Origin of the sequence: Asticcacaulis sp., assembly GCF_047605585.1 — a bacterium.
Lineage (GTDB): Bacteria > Pseudomonadota > Alphaproteobacteria > Caulobacterales > Caulobacteraceae > Asticcacaulis.
The window spans coordinates 381,174-402,736 of the sequence record NZ_JASGFK010000002.1; the positions used below are offsets into that span (position 1 = coordinate 381,174).

The 21,563-nt window shown below is 60.3% G+C and carries 17 protein-coding genes and 2 tRNA genes; 9 read left to right on the forward strand and 10 right to left on the reverse strand.

The features are described from left to right. Positions 1-260: 260 nt before the first annotated feature. Positions 261-336: transfer RNA gene (locus QM647_RS07680), tRNA-Asn, on the reverse strand. Positions 337-655: 319 nt separating this feature from the next. Between QM647_RS07680 and QM647_RS07685 the strand changes: the two genes are divergently transcribed. Continuing rightward, on the forward strand, positions 656-1,945 hold the full coding sequence (locus tag QM647_RS07685) for a methyl-accepting chemotaxis protein (RefSeq protein WP_414994921.1): 1,290 nt from the start codon (positions 656-658) through the stop codon (positions 1,943-1,945). Between the two features lie 2 nt (positions 1,946-1,947). On the opposite strand, the gene QM647_RS07690 is transcribed toward QM647_RS07685, so the two are convergent. The 3 genes from QM647_RS07690 to QM647_RS07700 form a co-directional block, all read right to left on the reverse strand. After that, complete coding sequence (locus QM647_RS07690; RefSeq protein ID WP_414994922.1) at positions 1,948-2,529, reverse strand: rhomboid family intramembrane serine protease; 582 nt, start codon at positions 2,527-2,529, stop codon at positions 1,948-1,950. Positions 2,530-2,580: 51 nt separating this feature from the next. Beyond that, positions 2,581-3,006: a MarR family winged helix-turn-helix transcriptional regulator gene (locus QM647_RS07695; RefSeq protein ID WP_414994923.1), complete on the reverse strand. Its 426-nt coding sequence runs from the start codon at positions 3,004-3,006 to the stop codon at positions 2,581-2,583. Between the two features lie 50 nt (positions 3,007-3,056). Beyond that, positions 3,057-3,130 (reverse strand) — tRNA-Cys (locus QM647_RS07700). Positions 3,131-3,345: 215 nt separating this feature from the next. Here QM647_RS07700 and QM647_RS07705 point away from each other — a divergent pair. From QM647_RS07705 to QM647_RS07720, 4 genes are all read left to right on the forward strand, one after another. Continuing rightward, complete coding sequence (locus tag QM647_RS07705; protein ID WP_414994924.1) at positions 3,346-3,975, forward strand: protein-L-isoaspartate O-methyltransferase family protein; 630 nt, start codon at positions 3,346-3,348, stop codon at positions 3,973-3,975. A gap of 257 nt (positions 3,976-4,232) precedes the next feature. Beyond that, on the forward strand, positions 4,233-5,633 hold the full coding sequence (locus QM647_RS07710) for a TolC family outer membrane protein (protein WP_414994925.1): 1,401 nt from the start codon (positions 4,233-4,235) through the stop codon (positions 5,631-5,633). 190 nt (positions 5,634-5,823) lie between these two features. After that, the gene (locus QM647_RS07715; RefSeq protein WP_414994926.1) at positions 5,824-6,384 is read left to right on the forward strand and encodes a DUF2497 domain-containing protein; all 561 of its coding nucleotides are present in this window, start codon (positions 5,824-5,826) and stop codon (positions 6,382-6,384) included. An 82-nt stretch (positions 6,385-6,466) separates the two neighbouring features. Further along, positions 6,467-9,163: a valine--tRNA ligase gene (locus QM647_RS07720; RefSeq protein WP_414994927.1), complete on the forward strand. Its 2,697-nt coding sequence runs from the start codon at positions 6,467-6,469 to the stop codon at positions 9,161-9,163. 34 nt (positions 9,164-9,197) lie between these two features. Here QM647_RS07720 and QM647_RS07725 read toward each other — a convergent pair whose 3' ends face one another. Together QM647_RS07725 and QM647_RS07730 are read right to left on the reverse strand one after the other, a co-directional pair. Next, a complete protein-coding gene (locus QM647_RS07725) occupies positions 9,198-10,454 on the reverse strand; it encodes a hypothetical protein (RefSeq protein ID WP_414994928.1) in 1,257 nt (418 codons plus the stop codon). After that, a complete protein-coding gene (locus QM647_RS07730; RefSeq protein WP_414994929.1) occupies positions 10,454-11,695 on the reverse strand; it encodes a hypothetical protein in 1,242 nt (413 codons plus the stop codon). Before QM647_RS07730 ends, QM647_RS07725 begins: the two co-directional genes overlap by 1 nt. A gap of 225 nt (positions 11,696-11,920) precedes the next feature. On the opposite strand from QM647_RS07730, the gene QM647_RS07735 reads away from it, so the two are divergent. Continuing rightward, positions 11,921-13,090: a glycosyltransferase gene (locus QM647_RS07735; protein WP_414994930.1), complete on the forward strand. Its 1,170-nt coding sequence runs from the start codon at positions 11,921-11,923 to the stop codon at positions 13,088-13,090. A 54-nt stretch (positions 13,091-13,144) separates the two neighbouring features. Here the strand turns inward: QM647_RS07735 and QM647_RS07740 are convergent, their stop codons facing one another. Then, the gene (locus tag QM647_RS07740) at positions 13,145-13,567 is read right to left on the reverse strand and encodes a glycine zipper domain-containing protein (RefSeq protein WP_414994931.1); all 423 of its coding nucleotides are present in this window, start codon (positions 13,565-13,567) and stop codon (positions 13,145-13,147) included. A 160-nt stretch (positions 13,568-13,727) separates the two neighbouring features. After that, positions 13,728-14,153, reverse strand: a complete 426-nt coding sequence (locus QM647_RS07745) for a hypothetical protein (RefSeq protein ID WP_414994932.1) — start codon at positions 14,151-14,153, stop codon at positions 13,728-13,730. 150 nt (positions 14,154-14,303) lie between these two features. Here QM647_RS07745 and QM647_RS07750 point away from each other — a divergent pair, with 150 nt between their 5' ends. Beyond that, positions 14,304-15,542, forward strand: coding sequence for a class I SAM-dependent RNA methyltransferase (locus tag QM647_RS07750; protein ID WP_414994933.1), 1,239 nt, complete (start codon positions 14,304-14,306; stop codon positions 15,540-15,542). An 11-nt stretch (positions 15,543-15,553) separates the two neighbouring features. Continuing rightward, positions 15,554-16,207 (forward strand): glycosyltransferase, encoded by a 654-nt coding sequence (locus QM647_RS07755; protein ID WP_414994934.1) that lies wholly within the window; start codon positions 15,554-15,556, stop codon positions 16,205-16,207. On the opposite strand, the gene QM647_RS07760 is transcribed toward QM647_RS07755, so the two are convergent. Together QM647_RS07760 and QM647_RS07765 are read right to left on the reverse strand one after the other, a co-directional pair. Beyond that, a complete protein-coding gene (locus QM647_RS07760) occupies positions 16,208-18,607 on the reverse strand; it encodes a transglycosylase SLT domain-containing protein (protein ID WP_414994935.1) in 2,400 nt (799 codons plus the stop codon). It abuts the gene before it with no gap. 199 nt (positions 18,608-18,806) lie between these two features. Then, complete coding sequence (locus QM647_RS07765; protein ID WP_414994936.1) at positions 18,807-19,634, reverse strand: uracil-DNA glycosylase; 828 nt, start codon at positions 19,632-19,634, stop codon at positions 18,807-18,809. 148 nt (positions 19,635-19,782) lie between these two features. On the opposite strand from QM647_RS07765, the gene QM647_RS07770 reads away from it, so the two are divergent. Then, a complete protein-coding gene (locus tag QM647_RS07770) occupies positions 19,783-21,465 on the forward strand; it encodes a 4Fe-4S dicluster domain-containing protein (protein WP_414994937.1) in 1,683 nt (560 codons plus the stop codon). The last annotated feature ends 98 nt before the right edge of the window (positions 21,466-21,563 follow it).

Sequence of the window (21,563 nt, forward strand, 5' to 3'; positions counted from 1 at the left end):
AGTGTATCCAGATTCGATATCTGAATAATATGTCCGTGTTCGGATTAATTCAAGGCGCGATTTTCGCGGGTTGTTCAGGGAAAACGGCGGACACAGGTCGACGAGAATGCCACCAGTGTCGTCAAGTCAAAAGACAGCGCTGCCGTTCGCCATTGCGAGTTCACAGACCTGTTCTGAGGCCAATCACGACGAACGGACTTTCAAAGCCGCTAAACAATCATATTGTGGGAGGGTGTTGCCGAATGCTGGCAAAAGCTTGCTGGCTCCCCGAACAGGACTCGAACCTGTGACAAGTCGATTAACAGTCGACTGCTCTACCAACTGAGCTATCGGGGAACACGCTGGCAAGGCGCGCCCTATAGCAAGGCTTCGCGGCGCATGGCAAGCCCCAAGGCAAAAGTTTTGCACAATTCTGTGCGGGAAACGCAATGAATCTGATTTCAAACGAAAAAAAGCCCGAAAGAGCTTCGGGCTTTTAAAGTTTGGTGATGGTGGGTGTCTTCAGATAAGCAAAGACAACGCCGTTATGAAGGCGTTTGGGTTAACGAGGGGTAAATGCGCGCGTTTGGCGAAATGTCGCAGGCGGTTATTTATTCATCACTCCTTAACCGCAACGGTAACAGGTTCCTTATCGACCATAATCAGGGAATCATCCGTGCGCCTGCCTCCGATCAAGATTCGTATCCGTGCCTTGCTGGCCTTGTTCTTCATCGGGCTTGGCGCGGCAACCTATGTCGCCTGGTCGCACACAGTGACTATAGACCGCCTGTTGGCGCGGGGGGACAGCCTCGCCCAGGTACAGGCCTTGGAGAAGCAGTTCGCCGGCATGAGCCTTCTGGCGGCCTTTGCGGTCGGCATAGCGGGGCTGGGAGCGGCCATCTATTTCGACCGCGAGGTGTTTTCGGTCCTGGATCGACTGAGCCGCCACACCGATCGCCTGGCCAGGCGCGAATTCGATGGTTCAGCCGAAGGGATGCACCGGTCGGACGAGATCGGTCGCCTGGCCTCGGCGCTTGAGGTGTTGCGTGCCAACGGTCAAAAGCTCGAAGGTTTGGAAGCGGAAGCGGTCCATCACGCCGGCGCCATCGCCGCCGAACGCCGCACGGCCCTGCACGAACTGGCGGGCAAGCTGGAAACCCAGGTCGCCGCCCTGTTGGAAGGTTTGACGCAATCGTCGCGCGCCATGATCGCCTCGTCCGATACTATGAGCCAGTCAGCCTTCAATGCCTCTGAAAGCGCCGGTAAGGTGGCTTCGGTCGCCATCTCGACCTCCAAAAACGCCCAGAAGGTGGCAGTCACGGTAATGGAGCTGTCGCAAACCGCCGATGAAATCGCCAGTTCTACTCATGCTTCGACCCAGGTGTCGGCACGCGCCTCGGCTGAAGCCGATTCGACCTCGGCCCTGATGGGGCGCCTGAGCCGCAGCGCCGGCGAGATCAGTGCCGTGGTTGACATGATCGCCTCCATTGCGCAGCAAACCAATCTTCTGGCGCTCAACGCCACCATTGAAGCCGCGCGTGCCGGCGAGCATGGCGCCGGCTTCGCGGTGGTGGCCGCCGAGGTCAAGACCCTGTCGCAGCAGACGGAAAAGGCGACTCGCGAGATCACCACTAAGGTGCAGCAGATCCAGAGCGATGCCGATGACGCGACCACCGCCATTGCGGGTATTGTCGGCACTATCGCCGAACTGCGCTCTGGCGCTGACAATATCGCGCGTTCGGTCGCCGCCCAGCAACTGGCGACCAGCGAGATCGCTAATACAGTCGAATCGCTGGCGCAGGGCTCGCAGGGCGTGGGGCAGGACATCGATGCCGTGCGCGACGTGGCCGATGAAACCGGACAGGTGGCCAGCGTAGTGTTTGAAGAAGCCAAATCGGTAAGCCGCGCCTCCGACCAGCTCAAGATGGAACTGGCCAGATTCCTGACCAGCCTGCGCGCGGCCTGATTTCAGCCCGCAGGTCCTGATTTGGCTTTCAGAGCCAGCCCTGACAGAAGGCCGACGATCAATCCGGCGATATGACCGGCCTTGAGCGTGTGGGCATGGGCGAGATCGAGGCCAAGAGAGATCGCCAGATACAGCAGGGCGGCGATCCGTCCGCAGCGATGCACCCTGAGGCACAGGACAGCAGCGCAGACCGCCAGCGCGGCCTGGGAGGCGCCCGAACTGACCAGATCGGGATAGGCGATCAGGCTGGCCAGTTGGCCTGCCAGTCCACCGACACAGTAAATCCAGGCCAGGTGAACCGCGCCGAAGCGTATTTCCAGCGCAGAGCCCGTGAGTCCAATCGCCAATACATTGAAGAGCAGGTGCAGGAACTGGCTGTGCAGCCATTGCGAGGTGACCAGCCGCCACCACTCATGCGTGGCATGAACATCGCCATTGAGGGCGCCGAAGCGCAGCAGGTCACGGCTCGATTGTATAGCGAAGGGCGCCTGATGCAGGGCCGAAGCCACCGAGAACCAGACGACCAGAAGGCTGAGCGCCAATAAGGGGGCCAAAAAGGGACGCGGAACAGGGGTAAGACGCATGGCAGCCTCCGCATATCTATATGCGTAGCTATGCTACATATTTGCAGTCTGTCAAGACCTCGGTTTATCGGCCATCATGACCTGCAGCCTGTCCAGGGCCTGCATCAGGTCGGCGACGGTCTCGGGTTTCAGTTGCTTGAGCAGGGCATCGATTAGGACCAGGCGTCGGGCATAGATGGCCTCGTACGTGCTTTTGCCGGCAGGGCTCAGGCTGAGGCGATGGGTACGGCGGTCGTGCGCATCCGGCTGCCGTTCAATCAGGCCGTTGCGCATCAGGCCGCTGACGATTCGGCTCATGGTGGGGTGGGCGACCCTTTCCAGTTCGGCCAGTTCGGTCAGGCTGAGGGCAGGGTGGCTATTGAGGGTGGAAAGGGCGCAATATTGCGCGCTGGTCAGTTGCGAGCCTTCTTCAAGCACGCGGGCTCGGCGCAGGAAACGCGTGGCGTAATTCTGTATGCGGGCGGCGTCTTCGGTCATGCGCGACCTATAACGCGCGCATCCTGAAAGGAAAAGACGGAAGAGAAGTGTGGAGGCCTGACCCGGAGTCGAACCGGGCTTCACGGATTTGCAATCCGGTGCGTAACCGCTCCGCCATCAGGCCTCACTCAGAGCGGATGCGTTCGCTACCAGATCGGAAGTGCCCCTGCAATTGTCTCTGGCATAAAAATGCCAATAAATGTGCATAAGCCGGTCTGAATATGTGCTTTTTGCCGACAAATCCCTGCTGATGGCGATTGAAGCGGACCGCGCTTGCTTTTATAAGCGGTGCAAAGCGTTCGATTAAAGACTCCCAAAAAGCCTCCAAGGATCAGTATTATGGATTTTCACGCCGCCCGTCAGAATATGGTCGAATCCCAGGTTCGCGTGAACGATGTGACCGATCCGGCGCTTCAGGTCGCCATGCGTCATATCCAGCGTGAACGCCTGTGTGCGCCGGCGCAAGGCTTCAGCGCCTATGGCGAGGTCGAGGCGGCGATTGCGCCGGGCCGTGGCCTGATGAAGCCGCGCGACATCTCCAAGCTGCTGCAGACGGCCGAACCGAAGGCCGGCGAAACCGTTCTGGCCATCGCGGCGCCCTATGCGGCGGCTGTGCTTCAGCACGCCGGCCTGACCGTCACGGCGCAGGAATCGGATCCACGCGTTCTGGCCGTAATCGAGCCTTACCTTACTGAGCTGGGCGTCAAGACTGTCACCGCCGACCTGAAGGCGCCGGCGGGCGGCGAATATGACGTTATCATTGCCGAAGGCGCGGTGGCCGAGGTGCCGGATGCTTGGTTGAAGGCGCTGAAGGTCGGTGGCCGTCTGGTGGTGGTGGTGAAGGATGGTCCGGTGGGCCGCGCCCGTATCTATCTGCGCCTGGAAAACGGTTTTTCGGAGCGCGAAGCCTTTGATTCCTCGCCCTCGACCCTGCCGGGCTTCGCACGGACCCCGAGCTTCGAATTCTGAGTTTCAACATTCTCACGTACTGACAAAAATCGGCAGGCGGCACTACTATGGTGCCGCCTGTTGCGTTTTGGTGACCAATATGTGTCTATGAAACGTCAAACGTGAAAAATCCTTAACTCGCCAACTCTATGATCTTCTGGCAGTAGGATTTCAGAGGTAATCTGTAGCATAGACCCGAAGAGGCGCGCGTTCAGGCGTCCGGCGGGCACTTCAGGCTGGCGTTTCGCCGGCCTTCAAGACGTGGGGACATCCGTTTTATGACCAATTCCAAGTTCGCGACCTTCGGTCTGGCCGCCGCCGTTTCCATGCTGGCCCTGGGCATGGTGGCCAGTGTTCAGGCGGAGACGCTGAATGACGCCATCGCCATGGCCTATGCTCAGAACCCGACCCTGCTGCGCAGCCGCGCCACGCAGCGCGCGACGGATGAAGGCTATGTTCAGACACGCTCGCAACTGGGACCATCGGTCAGTGCCAGCGCTTCAGCCAGCTATTATGACGTCCCTCAAGATCTGGCCGGTAACCGGTCCTATACATCGGCGACTCTGTCCGCGAGTCAGACCCTCTTTGCTTCGGGGGGCATTGCGTCCTCGCTGAAGGCGTCGCGTGCGACTGTCCTTTCTGGCCAGGAAGGGCTCCGCAGTACTGAATCCAGTGTCCTGCTAGATGTTATCAGTATCTACACGGCTGTGCGCCGCGATCAGCAAGCCTTGCAGATTTCGCAAGACAACTACGATATTCTCAAGCAACAGCTTGACCAGACCCAGGCCCAGTTCGAAGCTGGACAACTGACGCGTACCGATGTGGCGCAATCCCAGGCGCGTCTGTCGGCCTCCGCGTCTTCCCTGGCCTCGGCACAGTCGCAGCTTGATTCGGACCGGGCTTCCTATGTAGCTATCGTGGGGCAGTCGCCGGTCGCTCTGGACGCGGAACCGCCACTACCCGGACTGCCGAATGACTTCAATGCCGCCCTGGACGCGGCCGAAAAGAATAACCCGGATCTGCAGTCGGCGGTTTATGCCGCTGATGCCGCCAAGGCGCAGGTCAAGGCCGAGCGCTCGGTCTTTGGGCCGACCGTAGGGCTTTCCGGATCTTCCGGAGGCACGCAGCCCGGCATCGGTGTTGGTGACTTGGCTGACAACGATTCGAATACGGCCACCCTGCGTCTGTCGATTCCGCTGTTCAGCGCGGGTCTGAATGGTTCCAAGGTGCGCCAGGCGACAGAAAACTATAATGCCCAGCTTCAGGTCGTCGAATCGACGCGCCGGTCGGTCGTCTCTTCGGTGTCGCAGGCCTGGTCGCAGATGCTGGCGGCCAAATCGTCGGTGTCGTCGAACCAGGAGCAGGTCAAGGCGGCACAGATTGCAGCCGACGGGGTCAAGGTCGAGCAACAGGTTGGGCTGCGCACCAATATCGAAGTGCTGAACGCCCAGCAGGACCTGAAGTCGGCGCAATTGGCGCTGATCGAAGCTGAGCGCACGCAGTATGTGGCGGGCAGTCAACTTCTGTCGGTGATGGGAGGACTCACGGCCAAGGCCTTTGTACCGGATATCCAGGTCTATGATCCGGAAAAGCACTTCGACGACGTTAAATCGAAGGGGTGGACGCCGCTCGAACCCGTAGCCAAAGCGCTTGATGGCCTGGCGGCTGGTGGAAACTAGGCCATATTGTCTTTTTACATTCTATAGTGCGGAGGAGGGCTGCAAAGCCTTCCAATTCTTCACAGAAAATTCGTCACTATGGCGAAATTCGGCAGTAAAAACCGCCTAAAGAGTTGCAAAAAGCGGCGAACCCGTGTCACCCTCCTGAGGGTTTCAGTTCCCGAACCCGATTCGCAGCAGTTAAAAACACATGGCAGAACAATCCGCACACGAACCGACAATGGAGGAAATCCTCGCCTCGATTCGCCGCATCATCTCGGAAGATGACGCGCCGGAAGAAGCGGCGGCTCAGGCCGCGCCGGAACCGGCCGCTGAGGTCGAGGAAGAAGATGCCTTTGCCGCTGCTGAACTGGAGCCCGAACCCGAGGTCGAAGAGGCCGAAGAGGAAGACGATGTGCTCGAACTGACCGAAACCTATGAAGCACCGTCTTCTGTTTCGATCGGCGATATCGAAGCCTATGAGCCCGCTGCCGCCGCACCGGAACCGGCCCCTGCGCCGAAGCCCGCACCCGCACCCCGTTCGGCAGTGAGCGGCCTGGTCAGCGAGCGCACGGAAACGATCGCGGCTTCGTCCTTCGGCGCCTTGACCAACAATCTGCTGGTGCCGCATAGTGATCGCACCCTTGAGGATGTGGCCAAGGAACTGCTTCGTCCGATGCTGCAGGCCTGGCTGGACCAGAACCTGCCGTCTATCGTTGAGGAGCAGGTGCGCATCGAAGTGGAACGGATCGCCCGTCAGAGCCGACGCTAAAACATAGATTTTATAAAGATCACCTGTTAAGAGGGCGGCATCAGCGGATGATGCCGCTCTTTTCATTTATTTGTTTGAGACCATGCTGGAAAAAACCTTCGATCCCTCGGCCGTTGAACCCCGTCTGTACAAGAAGTGGGAGGAGAGCGGTGTCTTCTCGCCTTCGGATGCGCATGAGACCTTTTCGATTGTTATTCCGCCCCCCAATGTGACGGGCAGCCTGCATATCGGCCACGCGCTGAACAATACTCTGCAGGATGTGCTGACGCGTTTTGAGCGCATGCGTGGCAAGGCGGCGCTGTGGTTGCCCGGCACGGACCATGCCGGCATTGCTACTCAGATGGTGGTGGAGCGGCAACTGGCGGCCTCTGGGAATGAAGGCCGTCGCGAAATGGGGCGTGACAAGTTCGTCGACAAGGTCTGGGAATGGAAGGCCGAGTCGGGAGGCACCATTGTGCGCCAGCTGCGCCGTCTGGGGGCGTCGTGCGATTGGTCGCGAGAGCGTTTTACCCTCGATGATGGGCTTTCGGCGGCGGTGCGTAAGGTGTTCGTCACCCTACACAAGCAAGGACTGATGTATCGTGACAAGCGGCTGGTCAACTGGGATCCGCAGTTCCAGACCGCTATTTCCGATCTCGAAGTCGAGCAGAAGGAGGTCGATGGCCATTACTGGCATTTCGCCTATCCGCTGGCGGACGGCGTGACCTATGAGTTCCCGGTCAAGGATGAAGAGGGCAACGAGACGACGGAGACGCGCGACTATATCGTTGTCGCGACCACGCGCCCGGAAACCATGCTGGGTGATACCGGCGTGGCCGTCCATCCGGAAGACGAGCGCTACAAGGATCTGGTTGGTAAGTTCGTGATCCTGCCGATCACCGGTCGCCGCATTCCGATCGTGGCCGACGAATATGCCGATCCTTCCAAGGGCTCCGGCGCGGTCAAGATCACGCCGGCGCACGATTTCAACGACTTCCAGGTCGGCAAACGCCATGATCTGGAGCAGATCAACATCCTCGATGCCCAGGCCAATCTGCTGGCCTTCGACCCTGTGCCGGAAGCCTATCGCGGCATGGAGCGGTTTGCTGCTCGCAAGGCAATCATCGCCCGCGCGGAAGAAGAAGGCTGGCTCAAGGCCATCGAGAAGACGAAGCACATGGTGCCGCATGGCGACCGCTCCGGCGTCGTCATCGAACCTTTCCTGACCGATCAGTGGTACGTCAATGCCGGCGAGCTGGCCAAGGAAGCCATCAAGGCGGTCGAGGACGGCCGCACGGTGTTCGAGCCGCGCAACTGGGAAAAGACCTATTTCGAATGGATGCGCAACATCGAGCCGTGGTGCGTGTCGCGCCAGCTTTGGTGGGGGCATCGCATTCCGGCCTGGTATGCCGAGGACGGTTTCATCTTTGTCGCCGAAAGCGAAGCCGAGGCCCTGGCTCAGGCCGAAGCCCATTTCGGCAAAAAGGTCACGCTGAAGCACGATGAAGACGTCCTTGATACCTGGTTCTCGTCGGCGCTGTGGCCGTTCTCGACCATGGGGTGGCCGGAGAATACCGAAGACCTGAAGCGCTTCTATCCGACCCATACCCTGATCACCGGTTTCGACATTATCTTCTTCTGGGTGGCCCGGATGATGATGATGGGGCTGCATTTCACCGGCCAGGCGCCGTTCAAGCGCGTCTTTATCAATGCCCTGGTCCGTGACGACAAGGGCCAGAAGATGTCGAAGTCCAAGGGCAATGTCATGGACCCGCTGGTGCTGATCGACGAGTTCGGCGCCGATGCCCTGCGCTTCACCCTGACCGCCATGTCGGGGCAGGGACGCGATATCAAGCTGGCCAAACAACGCATCGAAGGCTATCGCAATTTCGGCACCAAGCTGTGGAACGCCACGCGCTTCACCCAGATGAATGAATGCGCCCGTGTTGAAGGCTTCGACCCGTCAGCGGTCAAGCTGACCCTCAGCCGCTGGATACGCGGCGAGGTGCAGAAGACCCTGTCGGCGGTCACCCAGACGCTGGAAGCCTGCGCCTTCGATGACGCGGCAAATGTGCTGTACAAGTTCATCTGGAACGTCTTCTGCGACTGGTATCTCGAACTGGCCAAGCCGATCCTCAACGGCGATGACGAGGCCGCCAAGACGGAAATTCGCGCCATGACGGCCTGGGTGCTCGATCAGGCGATGATCCTGCTGCATCCGGTCATGCCGTTCATCACCGAAGAACTGTGGGAGAAGACCGGCGGTAAAGGCATGCTGATCGCGCATACCTGGCCCCGGTTCGATGCAACCGCTATCGATGCCGAGGCCGACGAAGAGATCAACTGGCTGATCGACCTGATCAGCGAGATTCGCTCGATCCGTTCGGAAATGAACGTGCCGGGGTCGGCGCGCGCGCCGCTGTCCCTGAGCGGGGCCTCGGAGGTGACCGCCGAGCGTCTGAAGACCCACAAGGACCTGATCCTGTTCCTCGGGCGTCTGTCCGAAGCCAGGGTCGGGGAGGCGGCGCCGGGGTCGGTGCCTTTCGTGGCCGGCGAGGCGACGGCGCACTTGGCTATTGCCGAATTCATCGACCTGAAGGCCGAGATGGCGCGACTGGCGAAAGGCGTGGCCGATTTCGACAAGACGATCGAAGGCGTGCGTCGCAAGCTCGATAATCCGGCCTTTGTCAGCAAGGCGCCGGAAGAGGTGATCACGGAAAATCGCGAACGCCTGGAAGAAGCGGAAAGTGGCAAGGCCAGGCTTTCCGCCGCACTCGAACGCCTGAAAGCGGCTCAATAATAAGAAAGCCCCGCCGGATGGCGGGGCTTTCTTATTATACGCGCTGAGCCAGTATGTCTTGCAGGACAGGTAGGGGATTACGGAACCAGCCGATAATCCGCTGCCTCTGGGGCCAGGCGGTGAGCCCGGCCACCGTCAGCACGATCAGGCTGTAAGCGAAGATGGCCACCGGTGCGCGGTGAACGACGCGGACCTCCAGTATATTGCACACCACGCAGAAGACGAGCGTGGCGGTAAAGGCCCAGCTGATCCAGGCAAAGGCCTTGTGGCCGAGAGGCCGGGGCATCAGGATGACCATGGCCATGCAGGGCGCCAGGGTGAACATGTCATAGTCCATGAGGCGCGGATTGAGGAACTGCGATAGCCCCAGGCCGAATATAATGCGTTCCTCGGTATTGAGACCACCCCATTCCGCCAGGGTTAGTCCGGCCAGTCCCATGCAGAGGGCGAAGGCGGCCAGGGCGATCAGGGTGAAGGGCGAAGCCGTATCCAGGCCCAGTGCCGAGGTCGTGGCGAAGAAGCCGATGCCGGGCTGTTCGAGGATCACTATGGCGTTCAGGGTGTGGCGCCATTCATCGCTGAAGGTGCCGGCCGTCAGGAACAGCGTGGCAAGGGCGGCTATGCCTATGATCATCGACAGGCCAAAAGTGCGCAGCCGGGCGATGAAAGGTCGGTTTTCGAGCATGAGCACGACCAGGTAGGTCAGGAAGACCGGCTTGACCAGTGCGCCGCAGATCACCATGGCGATGAAGGGCAGACGCGATTTCGACATCTGCAGGGCCGCCAGTATGGTCAGGGCGTGCAGAAGTAATCCGATATTGCCGCAGGAAATGACGCTGCCGACCATGGCGGCCAAGGTCATCAGGCGCAAATGCCAGGGCGCCTTGTCGATGGGCTTCAGCACCGCATACCAGAACAGCCACAGCATGGCAGGCGCGTAAACCAGGGCAAAGGCCCAGCGCGTGCCGCCCAGACCGAAGACGGTTTCGAGCGGCGCAAAGAAATGGGCGACCTGAGGGGCATAGACGAACGGGGTGGGGCGGATGCCGTCGCAGACAGGGGTGAGGTCATAGGGTGACAGGCCATGCGAGACATTGTGCGCTGCGCAAAGCACGGCGTCGAAATCGGGCAGCCAATAGCGCGCCTTGGTCAGGCGGCTGACCAGGTTGCCGACCAGCGGAAACAGGAAGAACAGCGAAAAAAACCACAGGTTCCGCTTTCGCTGGGTAAAGCGCTCGAACCAGGTCAGGGCATCCACAGTCGGGGTATGCAGCCAGGCAGGGAGTTTCATCAATTTACAGTCGATCCGGATTTACGCGCCCCACCAAGAGTCATGGTAAGCCGAAGCGCCAGAAGACGGAAGGGGGCATTCGAGAAACGCGCGCCCAGCCACAGGATGAACAGACTGAAGCCCAGCAGTATGACCGGTTCGCTGTAATCCGCCAGTCCGGTGAGGGCGCCGGCCAGGGCCACGGCACATAGCGCAAAGACAATGCCGGGCGCGTTTTTGAGCGCGGTTTCATATTTTGTAGCCCTTTCAGCCGCGCGGTTTGCGACGATCAGCAGGCCCGGCCCAAGCAGGGCCATGTCCTCGGCCATAATGCGCGGAATTAGCAGCACGGCCAACGAAAGTCCTAACCAGAGTCTTTCCCGTGTATTCAGTTTCAGTGACCTGGCGAGAACGAGACCGCTCAGAGTCATCAGGCCGGCAAAGACGAGATAGGCCAGCTTGGCGCCGACAGGGGCTGAATTGATGCCGACCAGTTCCAGCCAGCCGAAGAAGCCCACGCCAGGGGTCACGTCATAGACATAGTGCGATAGCAGGTCATACCATTGCCTGGCCAGTTCGCCGCCATTGAGAACGAAAGCCGCCATCGGCGCCAGCCCGGCGATCGCGCCCGTGGCCAGCAACTGGCAGCGGCGCTTTAGCGGCTGATCAAGCAGCAGGATAACCATCAGGTAGGTCAGAAAGATCGGTTTGACCCAGGCGGTCACCACCACGGCGGCGACGAACAGCCAGGGTGAAATTTCTATGGCCAGCACGCCGGCCAGCACGATGCCGTGCAGGATGACGGCGATATTGCCGAGCATGAAGCCGCTGCCGCTGAGAAAGACGGCGAAAGGTAGTTTGTCGCGCCAGTGGCCGGGCGCTTTGCGGCCCAGAAGGGGGACGAAAACCAGAGCGACGGCGGCGGCCACATAAAGCAGCAGATAGAGAACCATAAAGCCCGGTTCGGTCAGCAGGCGTTCAAAAAAGGCGGCGAATTGCGCCACGCCGGGAATATAGACAAAGCTGGCAGCGCGCATGCCTTCACATTGCAGGTTGAGCGCATAGATGGGCTGGCCGGAGAGGGCCTTGAGTCCGGCGCAGGCGACCGACTGGTATTCGGAAAAGATATATTTCGAACGCAGGATCTTGGTGATTATGCCAACGATCAGCGGCAGGAAAAAAATAAGCGGCAGCCAGGCGGGCGTGGGCGTCGATGTGGGTGACGCATGGCCGGGGAGGCGGGGGAGGCTGAGTTTGACCATTGAATTATAGGCTCTAAACGGATAATGAGCATTTTCTTATTTAGGACTTAACGAGTCCGAACGGCGTTAGTTGGGCCCTTTTGTGTCAGGCCTGATGCGGGTGTTGAATTTCGGGGCAGGGGGCCACCATAGATTTGCCATCCTCTGCGCTCTTAAGGTGAACAACGGTTTTTTTGTTGATGGCTGAAGGTCCCAGGGGGCACGGAGGCTGTGGGAGTTTCCTTTTTGAAGAATATCGAGTCTGCCTCCGCCGCCGGCGCCGGCCCTGATCTCAGCCTGATCATCTGCACCCTGAACGAGGGCGCCGCTATCCGCAGTGTTATTACAGAGATCAGTGACACTCTTTCTGGCATCAGCCATGAAATCATCGTGGTCGATGATAATTCGGCCGATAACACTGCCGCCGAGGTGCTTGACCTGGCGAAGACGCGGCCGAATGTCCGCCTGCACGTCCGCGTCAATGAGCGCGGCCTGTCTTCCGCGGCGATCAAGGGCTGGGATATCGCCAACGGCCGCTATCTCGGCGTCATGGACGGCGATGGCCAGCACGATCCGCACGCGATCCGTGCCCTTGCCGATATGATCATGAAAGGTGACAAGGATCTGGTCTGTGTTTCCCGCTATATCGGCACGACCGATACCGGCTTGAGCGGCATCCGCGATATCGGCTCGAAGGCGGCCACCTGGGCGACTGGCCTGGTGCTGCGCGTCCCGCTGTCCGATCCGATGAGCGGCTGCTTCCTGATGACGCGTGAATATTACGAATCCGCGCGCCCCAAGCTGACGGGGATCGGCTTCAAGATTTTGCTTGATATTGCCGCTTCGGCACCCAAAAAGCCGCGCTTCGGCGAGGTCAAGGCGGCATTGCGTGAACGCCAAGGCGGTGTCTCCAAGCTCGACCTGCGCGTGGTGCTCGATCTTGGTGCGCTGCTGGTGGAAAAGGCGACGGGCGGTCTGCTGCCGGCCAAGTTCGTTCTGTTCGCCGGCGTCGGCCTGAGCGGCGTCGTGATTTACACGATCCTGCTTTTTCTGGGGCACCACTTCCTGACAGTGCCGGGGCAGTTCCCGATCTACCGCTACCAGTACAACAAGGAAGACCTTATCAATTACAGCCTGGCCATCTGGCTGTCGATGACCTGGAACTTCTTTCTCAATAACCTGATCACCTTCCGTGACCGCCGCCTCAAGGGCTGGCGCGTTCTCGGCGGTCTGATCCGTTTCTATATTGCCTGTTCGCTCGGCGCGCTGATCAGTCTCTGCCTGTCCCTGTTCATGAAGGACCAACTGCATATCCATTATGTTGTGGCAGGCATTATCGCCACCCTGATCTCCAGTGTGTGGAATTACTGGGCCTCAACCCTGCTGTCTTGGAACGTCAAGAAACCCAAGGTCTGATCGCAGCCTAAGTTCATTAAAAAGCCTCCGGATGTTTCCGGAGGCTTTTTTCGTTTACCAGTGACGGTCGTAGCGGTCGTGGCGATAATAACGCTCGCGGTAATAACCGCGCGGCGGAGGCGGAGGGGCGTAGCCGCGCTCGCGATAGTAGGTCCGCGGATAGCCGTTATAATAGCGGCGGTCATAGCGGTCATCATAACTATAACCGTCGTCGTAGCGGCATTCGTCATTGCTGTCGTCAATGGCGGCGCCCGCCACCGCGCCGATCACGGCGCCGGCGGCCGTACCGGCACCCCGGTCATGACGGCCGGACGCTGCGTTGCCAATGGCTGCACCGGCAATGGCGCCGACAATGGCACCATCGGCATTGCTGTCATGATAGCAGCGCGCCGCTGCCGCCGGCATGGCCATGGCCGCCGCCGCCGTCACGGCAAGGGCGGAAAGCGCGATCTTGTGGGTGAGTGTCATCCTGGTCATGATAATCTCCTTCGCTGTTACGGCGCGGTTCGCGGGAAGGGGAAACGGGGCCGTTTGTAACGAGGTTTATACAGTGTGCAACATGAACGGGATTTGAGCGGTTCGTTCATGTTTGTTCATAATTAACCCTGATCGTCAGAGCTGTCCTTAATAGCCGCCATCAGTAACCATCGTCATAGCGGCTGCCAGAACCATAGCTATATGACTGGCGTGTGGCCTGGCGGTACTCGTGTTCGCCCTTCCAGTTGTAGGTCCGGTAGTAGGCAGTGCGGCCGTAACGACAGCCGCAGGCATAATCGCGACCATTGTAGTCGCGTTCATAACTACGCGTATAACCGTGGCGATAGCCGGAGCTGCGATATCCATACCGGTCATACTGGGCGTGGTAGCTGTCATCCATGTAGGGCGTATCGCCGGCATATTGCTCGCCGCCGTAATAATAGGTCGAACGGCCATAACCATCGCGATCACCGGCCGTGGCGGCAGTCGGCAGCAACAGAGCGGCCAAGGTGGCCAGCAGAAGGGCTATGGTCACGTAAGGGTTGAGATGATGAGAGGGATGTGGCGCAGGGTAGGGGCGGGGCATGGTGAGTCTCCGGAAAGCTACAGGGTTAATATCGCCGTTATGCGGAAAGGTTCATGTGCGGATTTTGGCCAGCCACATAAAAATTCGATAAAACTTGCATTTTGACCGCCGTGCTTTATGCGGGCGTCTTTTCCCGTAAACGGAAACGACATGTCGGAATTCGAGGCACATATCGAGAGAATTGGCTTTCAGGGCGATGGCCTGACGGCTGGCGGCCTCGTTGTGCCCCTGACCCTGCCCGGTGAGCGCGTAAGGGTACGGCAGGGAAAAGACCGGTTGGAACTGCTCGAAGTGCTCGATGCCAGTCCTGAGCGGATCGCGCCGGTTTGCGCCCATTTCACTGCCTGTGGTGGCTGCGCCCTGCAGCACTGGGACCTGCCGGCTTACAGCGCGTGGAAGCAGAACATGGTGTCGGGCTTGTTGCGTCGTGCTGGTCTGGAAACCGAGGTATTGCCGATACTGACCACGCCAGTGCAGAGCCGCCGCCGCGTGGGTCTGCATGTGCGCAAGGTTGGGAAATCGGTCGAACTGGGCTTCAAGGCGCGCAAGTCGTGGAATCTGGTCGCCATACGCGAATGCCCGGTATCCGATCCGGCGATCGTGAGCGCGCTGCCGCAGCTGAAGGCCTTGGCGGGCTATCTGTTCGAACATCCGAAATCTGCGCCGATCCTGCATGTCACGGCCTCGCTGACTGGGCTCGATATCGATATTTCCGGCGTCGAGCGCACGAAATCTGGCGGCCTGTCGGCCGATGCCCGCATGAATATCGCCATGTGCGCCGCCGAAGCCGATTTCGCTCGTGTCACCATGGGCGATGACATGTTGTACATGGCCCGTACCCCAAGCGTGCGTTTCGGCAAGGCGCGGGTGGGGCTGCCGATCGGGCCTTTCCTGCAGGCCACCGTGCCGGCGGAAAACGACATGGTGAGCCTGGTCAAGGCCGGTGTCGGCGAAGCCGCCCGCGTAGCCGATCTTTTTTGCGGTGCGGGCACCTTCAGCTTCCCGTTGGCGGAAAAGGCCGTGGTCTATGCCGCCGATGGGGCGGCGCCGGCGATAGCCAGCCTGAAAGCGGCGCTGGGCTCCGCACCGGGTCTCAAGACCATCACCGCAGAAGTGCGCGACCTGTTCCGCCGGCCGATGCTGGCCGAGGAGATGAAGGGCTTCGACGCTATTGTCTTCGATCCGCCGCGCGCTGGGGCCGAGGCCCAGTCCGCGGAGATCGCCCGCTCGCAGGTGGCGCGCGTGGTCGCGGTCAGCTGCAATCCCTCGACCTTTGTCCGCGACGCTAACATCCTTGTGAAAGCCGGGTTTTCGCTGGACAGGGTGAGCCCGATCGATCAGTTCTTGTGGTCCGGTCATGTTGAGCTGGTAGGAGTGTTTTCGCGTTGATTTCCGTCGTCATGCCAACCCTGAACGCCGAAGATCACCTGGCGCGCACCCTTTCCGCCCTAGTGCCGGGGGTCGTGGAAGGTGTGATCAAGGAGGTCGTCATTGTCGACGGTGGCTCGGACGACGCGACGCTCGAAATCGCCGATTCGACCGGCTGCCGGATCGTTAATACCGATCATGAACGCGGCCTGCAGCTCTGGCAGGGCTGCCGTGAGGCGCGTGGCGACTGGCTGCTGATTCTGCATTCGGATTCGCAGCTGGGCGAGGGCTGGATGGATCAGGTGCAGGCGCATATGAAGCACTATCCGCTCCAGGCGGGCTATTTCCATCTGCGCTTCGACGATCCGTCGATTCTGGTGGGGCTATGGGCGGAAATGCTGGCCCTGCGCGCCCGCTGGCTTGCCATGCCAAGTGGCGACCATGGCCTTCTGCTGTCGCGCGCGCTGTACGATTCCATCGGCGGCTACAAGGATCAGGTGGCCTTCGAGGATGTTGCGCTCTCTATGGCGCTCGGTCGTGCGCGCCTTCGGCCAATGGGGGCCTCGCTGACCACCAATGCCACGCGTTTTCACGCCCGGGGCGCGCTGTGGAGAGGGATCGCCAAGAGCTTTGGCTTCCTGGCCTATATGCTGGGCGTGCCGCCAAAGCCACCAAAGAAGGCCTGATTAATCCGCCAGGGCGACATTGTCGCTCGGTAAGGGCGCATCTGCTGAGATATCGATGATGCGCGCGTCGTTGGCAGCCTGGGCCAAGGTCTTGCTGTCCTTGCCCATGATCTGGCGGTAAATCCAGTAATTGGCGACGACTTCCTCGACATATTGCCGGGTCTGGGCCACCGGAATGGATTCCATCACCAGCAGCGAATCGGCGTCATTGCCGAGTGAATCGACCGCGTCCTTCACCGGACGGGCGCCGGCATTATAGGCGGCGATGGTGCGCAACAGGTCGCCATCGACGATCGATGAGCCCGACAGACGGTTGATATAGTTCTGGCCGACACTCAGGTTTACCGACGGGATCAGCAGTTGCTTGGGCTTGCTGTTGAAGCTCGGATCGGACTGCACCAGAGCGGCCGTGGCCGGCATCAGCTGCAGCAGGCCATAGGCGCCGGCATAGCTGTGGGCCTGTGCATTGAACTTGCTTTCCTTGCGGGCAATGGCGAAGATCAGCGCCTTGTCGACCTTGTAGCCGCCCTTGGGGGTGATGTCGGGGATCGGATAGAGCGACACGTCGAACAGGTGGTCGGTGGGCTTCAGCTGGTTGACCTGGACGTGGGTCTTGGCACCGAAGGCCAGCCAGCGGTCGCGCTCCTCACCATTGGCAGCGCTCTGTATGGCGGTCTGCAACTCTGTCTTGGCGTCGGCATTGCGTCCGACCTGGACCAGGGCATTGACGCGCTGGGCGCGCGGCTGGTTCTGCGTCCAGCTGAAATCGTCGGTCAGGCTGGCGCTGAGCGCAGAGCGGTCCTCGCGGCCAAAAGTCGGCGGCAGGCCCTTCTTGGCCAGGCTGATGGCGGAGGTTACACCCAGGCGTTCCTCGGCAAGCAGACCATAGAAGGTGAAGGGGAAACTGGCGGCCAGTTGCAGGAAAGTCTCGGCATCGTCCGTCCGGTTGAGCTTCTGCGCGCAGCGTGCCGCCCAGTAGGCGCCGCTCGACCGGGTCCAGGCATTGGTGCTGGGGTCGGAACTGACGAAACGGAATTCCGCCATGGCGTCGTCATAACGCTTGAGGCGCCAGGCGGCGAGGCCGGCGACCCAGTGATCTCCGATCTGGCGGCCGAGCGTCACGGCCTGGGTCAGTTGGCCGTTGTTATAGGCCGAACGCGCCGATTTCGGCGTCAGGTCGGTATCGCTGGAAGGGGCGGCGTCATCCGAACCCGTGGCATAGCTGCTGCCGGACAGGGTGGTCATGCCGGCCAACTGCACGCCGGCACCGCCGGTAAGCGTGCCCGGTGCCTGCGCGCCCGCCGCCAGCAGGGGCAGGGCGGGATCGGGCGCACCGGAGGGCTTCTTGCGCCTGGCCAGGGACCAGACCTGCATGGCCATGGGGTGATCGCCATAGGCCTGCAGCCAGGCGGTCAGTTCTTCATAGGTCGACGAATAACCGGCGCTGAACAGTTTGTGATACTGGGCATAGCCCATCAGACGCTTGTCGCCGACCTGAGCCAGCTGGGCGTCGGCCCCGGCAAAATCACCCTTGTCCATCAGGGTATAGGCGGTCTGGTACAGCGCGGCATCGGCGGAATTGAGCGCATTGTTCAGCGGGGTGGGCGCCAGTGTGCCCTGGCCTGCGACCGTATGATAAGGCACCGGGCCGTTATTGACCGGCGTGGCCACCTCGATTTTGGGGAATTCTGGCGAGGGCAGGAAGGTGATCGGCTTGACGGCCGCCAGCTGCTTGGCCAGGGCGCGGTCGGCCTTCTTCTTTTCGGTGGCGGCGGCCAGTTGCGCGGCCTTGCATTTTTTGGTTTTCGCCTTGGCCTTCGTGCCACAGGCATCGGCCAGCTTTATACGCGTAGCCTTGCTGATATCCTTGTCGCTATCCTTGGAAGCCAGCTTTTTCGCGGCCGGCGCGTCATCGTCATCGCGATCGGCGGCAGGCTTCTTGCCGCTCTTGCCAGCGTTCTTCCCGGTGCTCTTTGAAGATGTGGCGTCGGCCAGTTCGGTTTTCTTAGTGGCCTTGCCCGACTTGGTCTCGGGGCTGTCTGTCTTTTTCGAGGATGTGTCAGCGACCTTTTCGGCAGTCCTGGTCTTGGCGCCGGTCTTGGCGCCGGTCTTGGTCGTATCGGCCTTGGTTTTTACCGTCTTGGCGTCGTCATTTTTGTCCGCCGCCTTTTTGCTTTTGGTGCTGGCCGAGGCCTTTACCGTCTTTGCCGTATCGCTCTTCTTGCTGTCCGTCTTGTTCGCTTCCGCGGTCTTTTTCTTGGTGACGGCGGCCCGCAGTTCAGGCTGGGCCTTTTCCGTCTTGCCCGGTTCTTTCGTGGTGGCTGACCAGGCGGGGGCGCCGGTCATGAGAATAAAGCCCAGGGCAGTCAGGCTGATAAGAGTGCGGTGGCGTAGGGGCAAAAGCGGCTTCCTGTTTCAGTGCGGGACCGGCTGGAAGTCGAAGGCGCCGGTGCCGTTTGATATTCGTTAACGAGCTTATCAAAGATTGATTTTATGGCAAGCGATCCCGCTTGCCGTCTTACGAGGTACAGTGGATATGCGCCATCAATAAGGCAAGTCACAGTGCCCGTGGGTTGAATCACACTCTGTTGATACCGCTTTAAAGACCAGCCTCGACGACCAGTTGCAGCAGGTCGCGCCAGAAAAGGCCCTTGGCCTGGGGCTGTTTCAGCAGGAAATTCGGCGGATAACTGGCCATGACGGGCAAGGGGGACTCCGCTGTGTATTTCACGATGCGGCCGCGTAGCTTGGCCAGGCTCTGGTCGAGATTCATGACGCAGGAGACCGCCGGAGAGCCGAGCAGAAGTATGGCTTTAGGTGCGGTCAGCCGGACCAGGGCCTGGATAAAGGGGGCGTTCAGGCTGATGTCTTCGGGCGTGAGGGGACGGCCGCCGGCCGGGCGCCAGAAAACGCAAGGGGCCAGCAGGCTCTTTTCGAAAACCCCGGCGGCTTTCAGTGCCTTGTCCATCATCTCGCCTGGCTTGCCGGCGAAGGCGGTGCTGGCCGCGTCTTCCTCGGCATCCGGACATTCGCCGATCACCAGCAGGTCGGGGTCGGGATTGCCGCGGAAGCGCACAATGCCCTTGCCGCCTTCGTGGCGCAGCGGCATGTGCTGGAAGGCCTCCAGTTCGGCATAGAGCTCATCAAGCGTGCGCGCGGCCGTGGCGCGTTGCCGGGCCTCGTGCAGAACTGTGCCGGTATCGAGATGGGCCAGACCCTGGGGTTTCAGGGCGTTGACAGTGTGTCCCGGTTGCGCCGGTATAACGTGAATTTGCGCGGATGCCGCAGGGGCACGCTTAAATGCCTGTTTATTTTCAGAGAGAGTCCGATTAAGAGGCTCAGTTTCATAGATGTCCTCCAGCTCATGATCGATCAGGAAGCCGAGATAGCTTTCGATCTCTGAACGGAGGTCATCGGACGGAATCATAACGGGCAGGGGCCTCAAGCGAATATAGTCCGACTAGTCATAGTGACGGCGGGCGCAAAATTCAAAGCAAAAGAAAGCCCCGGAACGAAAGCCCGCCACGACAGAGTTATGCAGGACGCACAGGCGTCCGGTGAAGGAGTTGAAGATCATGGCCGATACCCAAGCCGACATTATCGAGCGCGAGGCCATGGAATATGACGTCGTCATCGTCGGCGGCGGTCCGGCCGGCCTGTCGGCGGCCATCCGGCTGAAGCAGCAGGCGCAGAAGGCGGGGCAGGAAATCAGCGTCGCCCTGCTGGAAAAGGGCTCCGAGATCGGCGCCCATATTCTCTCAGGCGCGGTGATCGATCCCTCGGGCCTGAACCAGCTCTTTCCCAACTGGAAAGAATTGGGCGCGCCGCTGGAAACGCCGGTGACGGACGACAAGTTCATCTATCTGGGGCCGCAGGGCGCCATGGATATCTCTGCCCTGCCCAAGCCCGGCTATATGAGCAATCACGGCTGCTATATCGCCTCGCTTGGTAATCTGAGCCGTTGGCTGGCCGAGCAGGCGGAAGGCCTGGGCGTGGAGATCTATCCCGGCATGGCCTGTTCGGAAGTGCTTTATGACGACGAGGGCGCAGTCGCCGGCGTCGTGGCCGGGGTGTTCGGCATTGCCCGCGATGGCCATCACAAGCCGGACTACCAGCCGGGCCTGGAACTGCGCGCCAAATATACGCTGTTTGCCGAAGGCGCGCGTGGCTCGCTGTCGCAACTGGTCATCCGCAAGTTCGAGCTGGACGCCAAGAGCGATGTGCAAAAATACGGCATCGGCCTGAAGGAACTGTGGAAGGTCAAGCCGGAAAAGTTCAAGCCCGGCCTGGTGCAGCACACGCTGGGCTGGCCGCTGGATGACCGCACGGGCGGCGGTTCCTTCCTCTATCACTTCGGCGATCACTATGTCTCGATCGGCTTTGTGGTCCATCTCAATTACGAGAACCCGTACCTGTCGCCGTTCGATGAGTTCCAGCGCTTCAAGCAGCATCCGTCGATCCGCGAGGTGCTGGAAGGCGGCGAGCGCGTGGCCTATGGCGCCCGCGCCATCAATGAAGGCGGTTACCAGTCCGTGCCGCGACTGGTCTTCCCCGGTGGGGCGCTGATCGGCTGTTCGGCAGGCTTCGTCAATGTGCCGCGTATCAAGGGCAGTCACAACGCTATGAAGACGGCCATCATGGCCGCCGATGCGGTCGTGAAAGCACTTGGCTCGGGTGAGGCGCCGCGGGTGCTGGAAGGCTACCAGAAGGCCTATGACCATTCTGACGTGAAAAAAGAGCTGAAGCTTGTCCGCAACGTCAAGCCGCTGCTGACAAGGTTCGGCACCAATCTCGGCACCCTGATCAGTGGCGTCGAGATGTGGCTGACGAACCTGATGGGCGGCACCTCGATCTTCGGCACCCTGCATCACACCAAGAGCGATGCCCATTCGCTCAAGCCGGCGGCGCAGTTCAAACCGATCGCCTATCCGAAGCCGGACGGTGTGATTTCCTTCGACAAGCTGTCTTCGGTCTTCATTTCCTCGACCAATCACGAGGAAGACCAGCCAGTCCACCTGAAGCTCAAGGACCCGCATATCCCGATCGATATCAATCTGGCAAAATATGCTGAGCCGGCGCAGCGTTATTGTCCGGCTGGGGTCTACGAGATTGTCGGGCTTGAAACGCGTGAGCCGCGCCTGCAGATCAACGCGCAGAACTGCGTCCACTGCAAGACCTGCGATATCAAGGATCCGACCAACAATATCGTCTGGGTGTGCCCCGAAGGCGGTGGCGGCCCCAATTATCCGAACATGTAAACTTTTATGTTACGCATTTTCGCCCTATATTGGAGGCAGTCTGAGCCAATCCTGGGCCAATTCTGGGTTTGAGCACCCTTTAATGAAAGCAAGCGTGA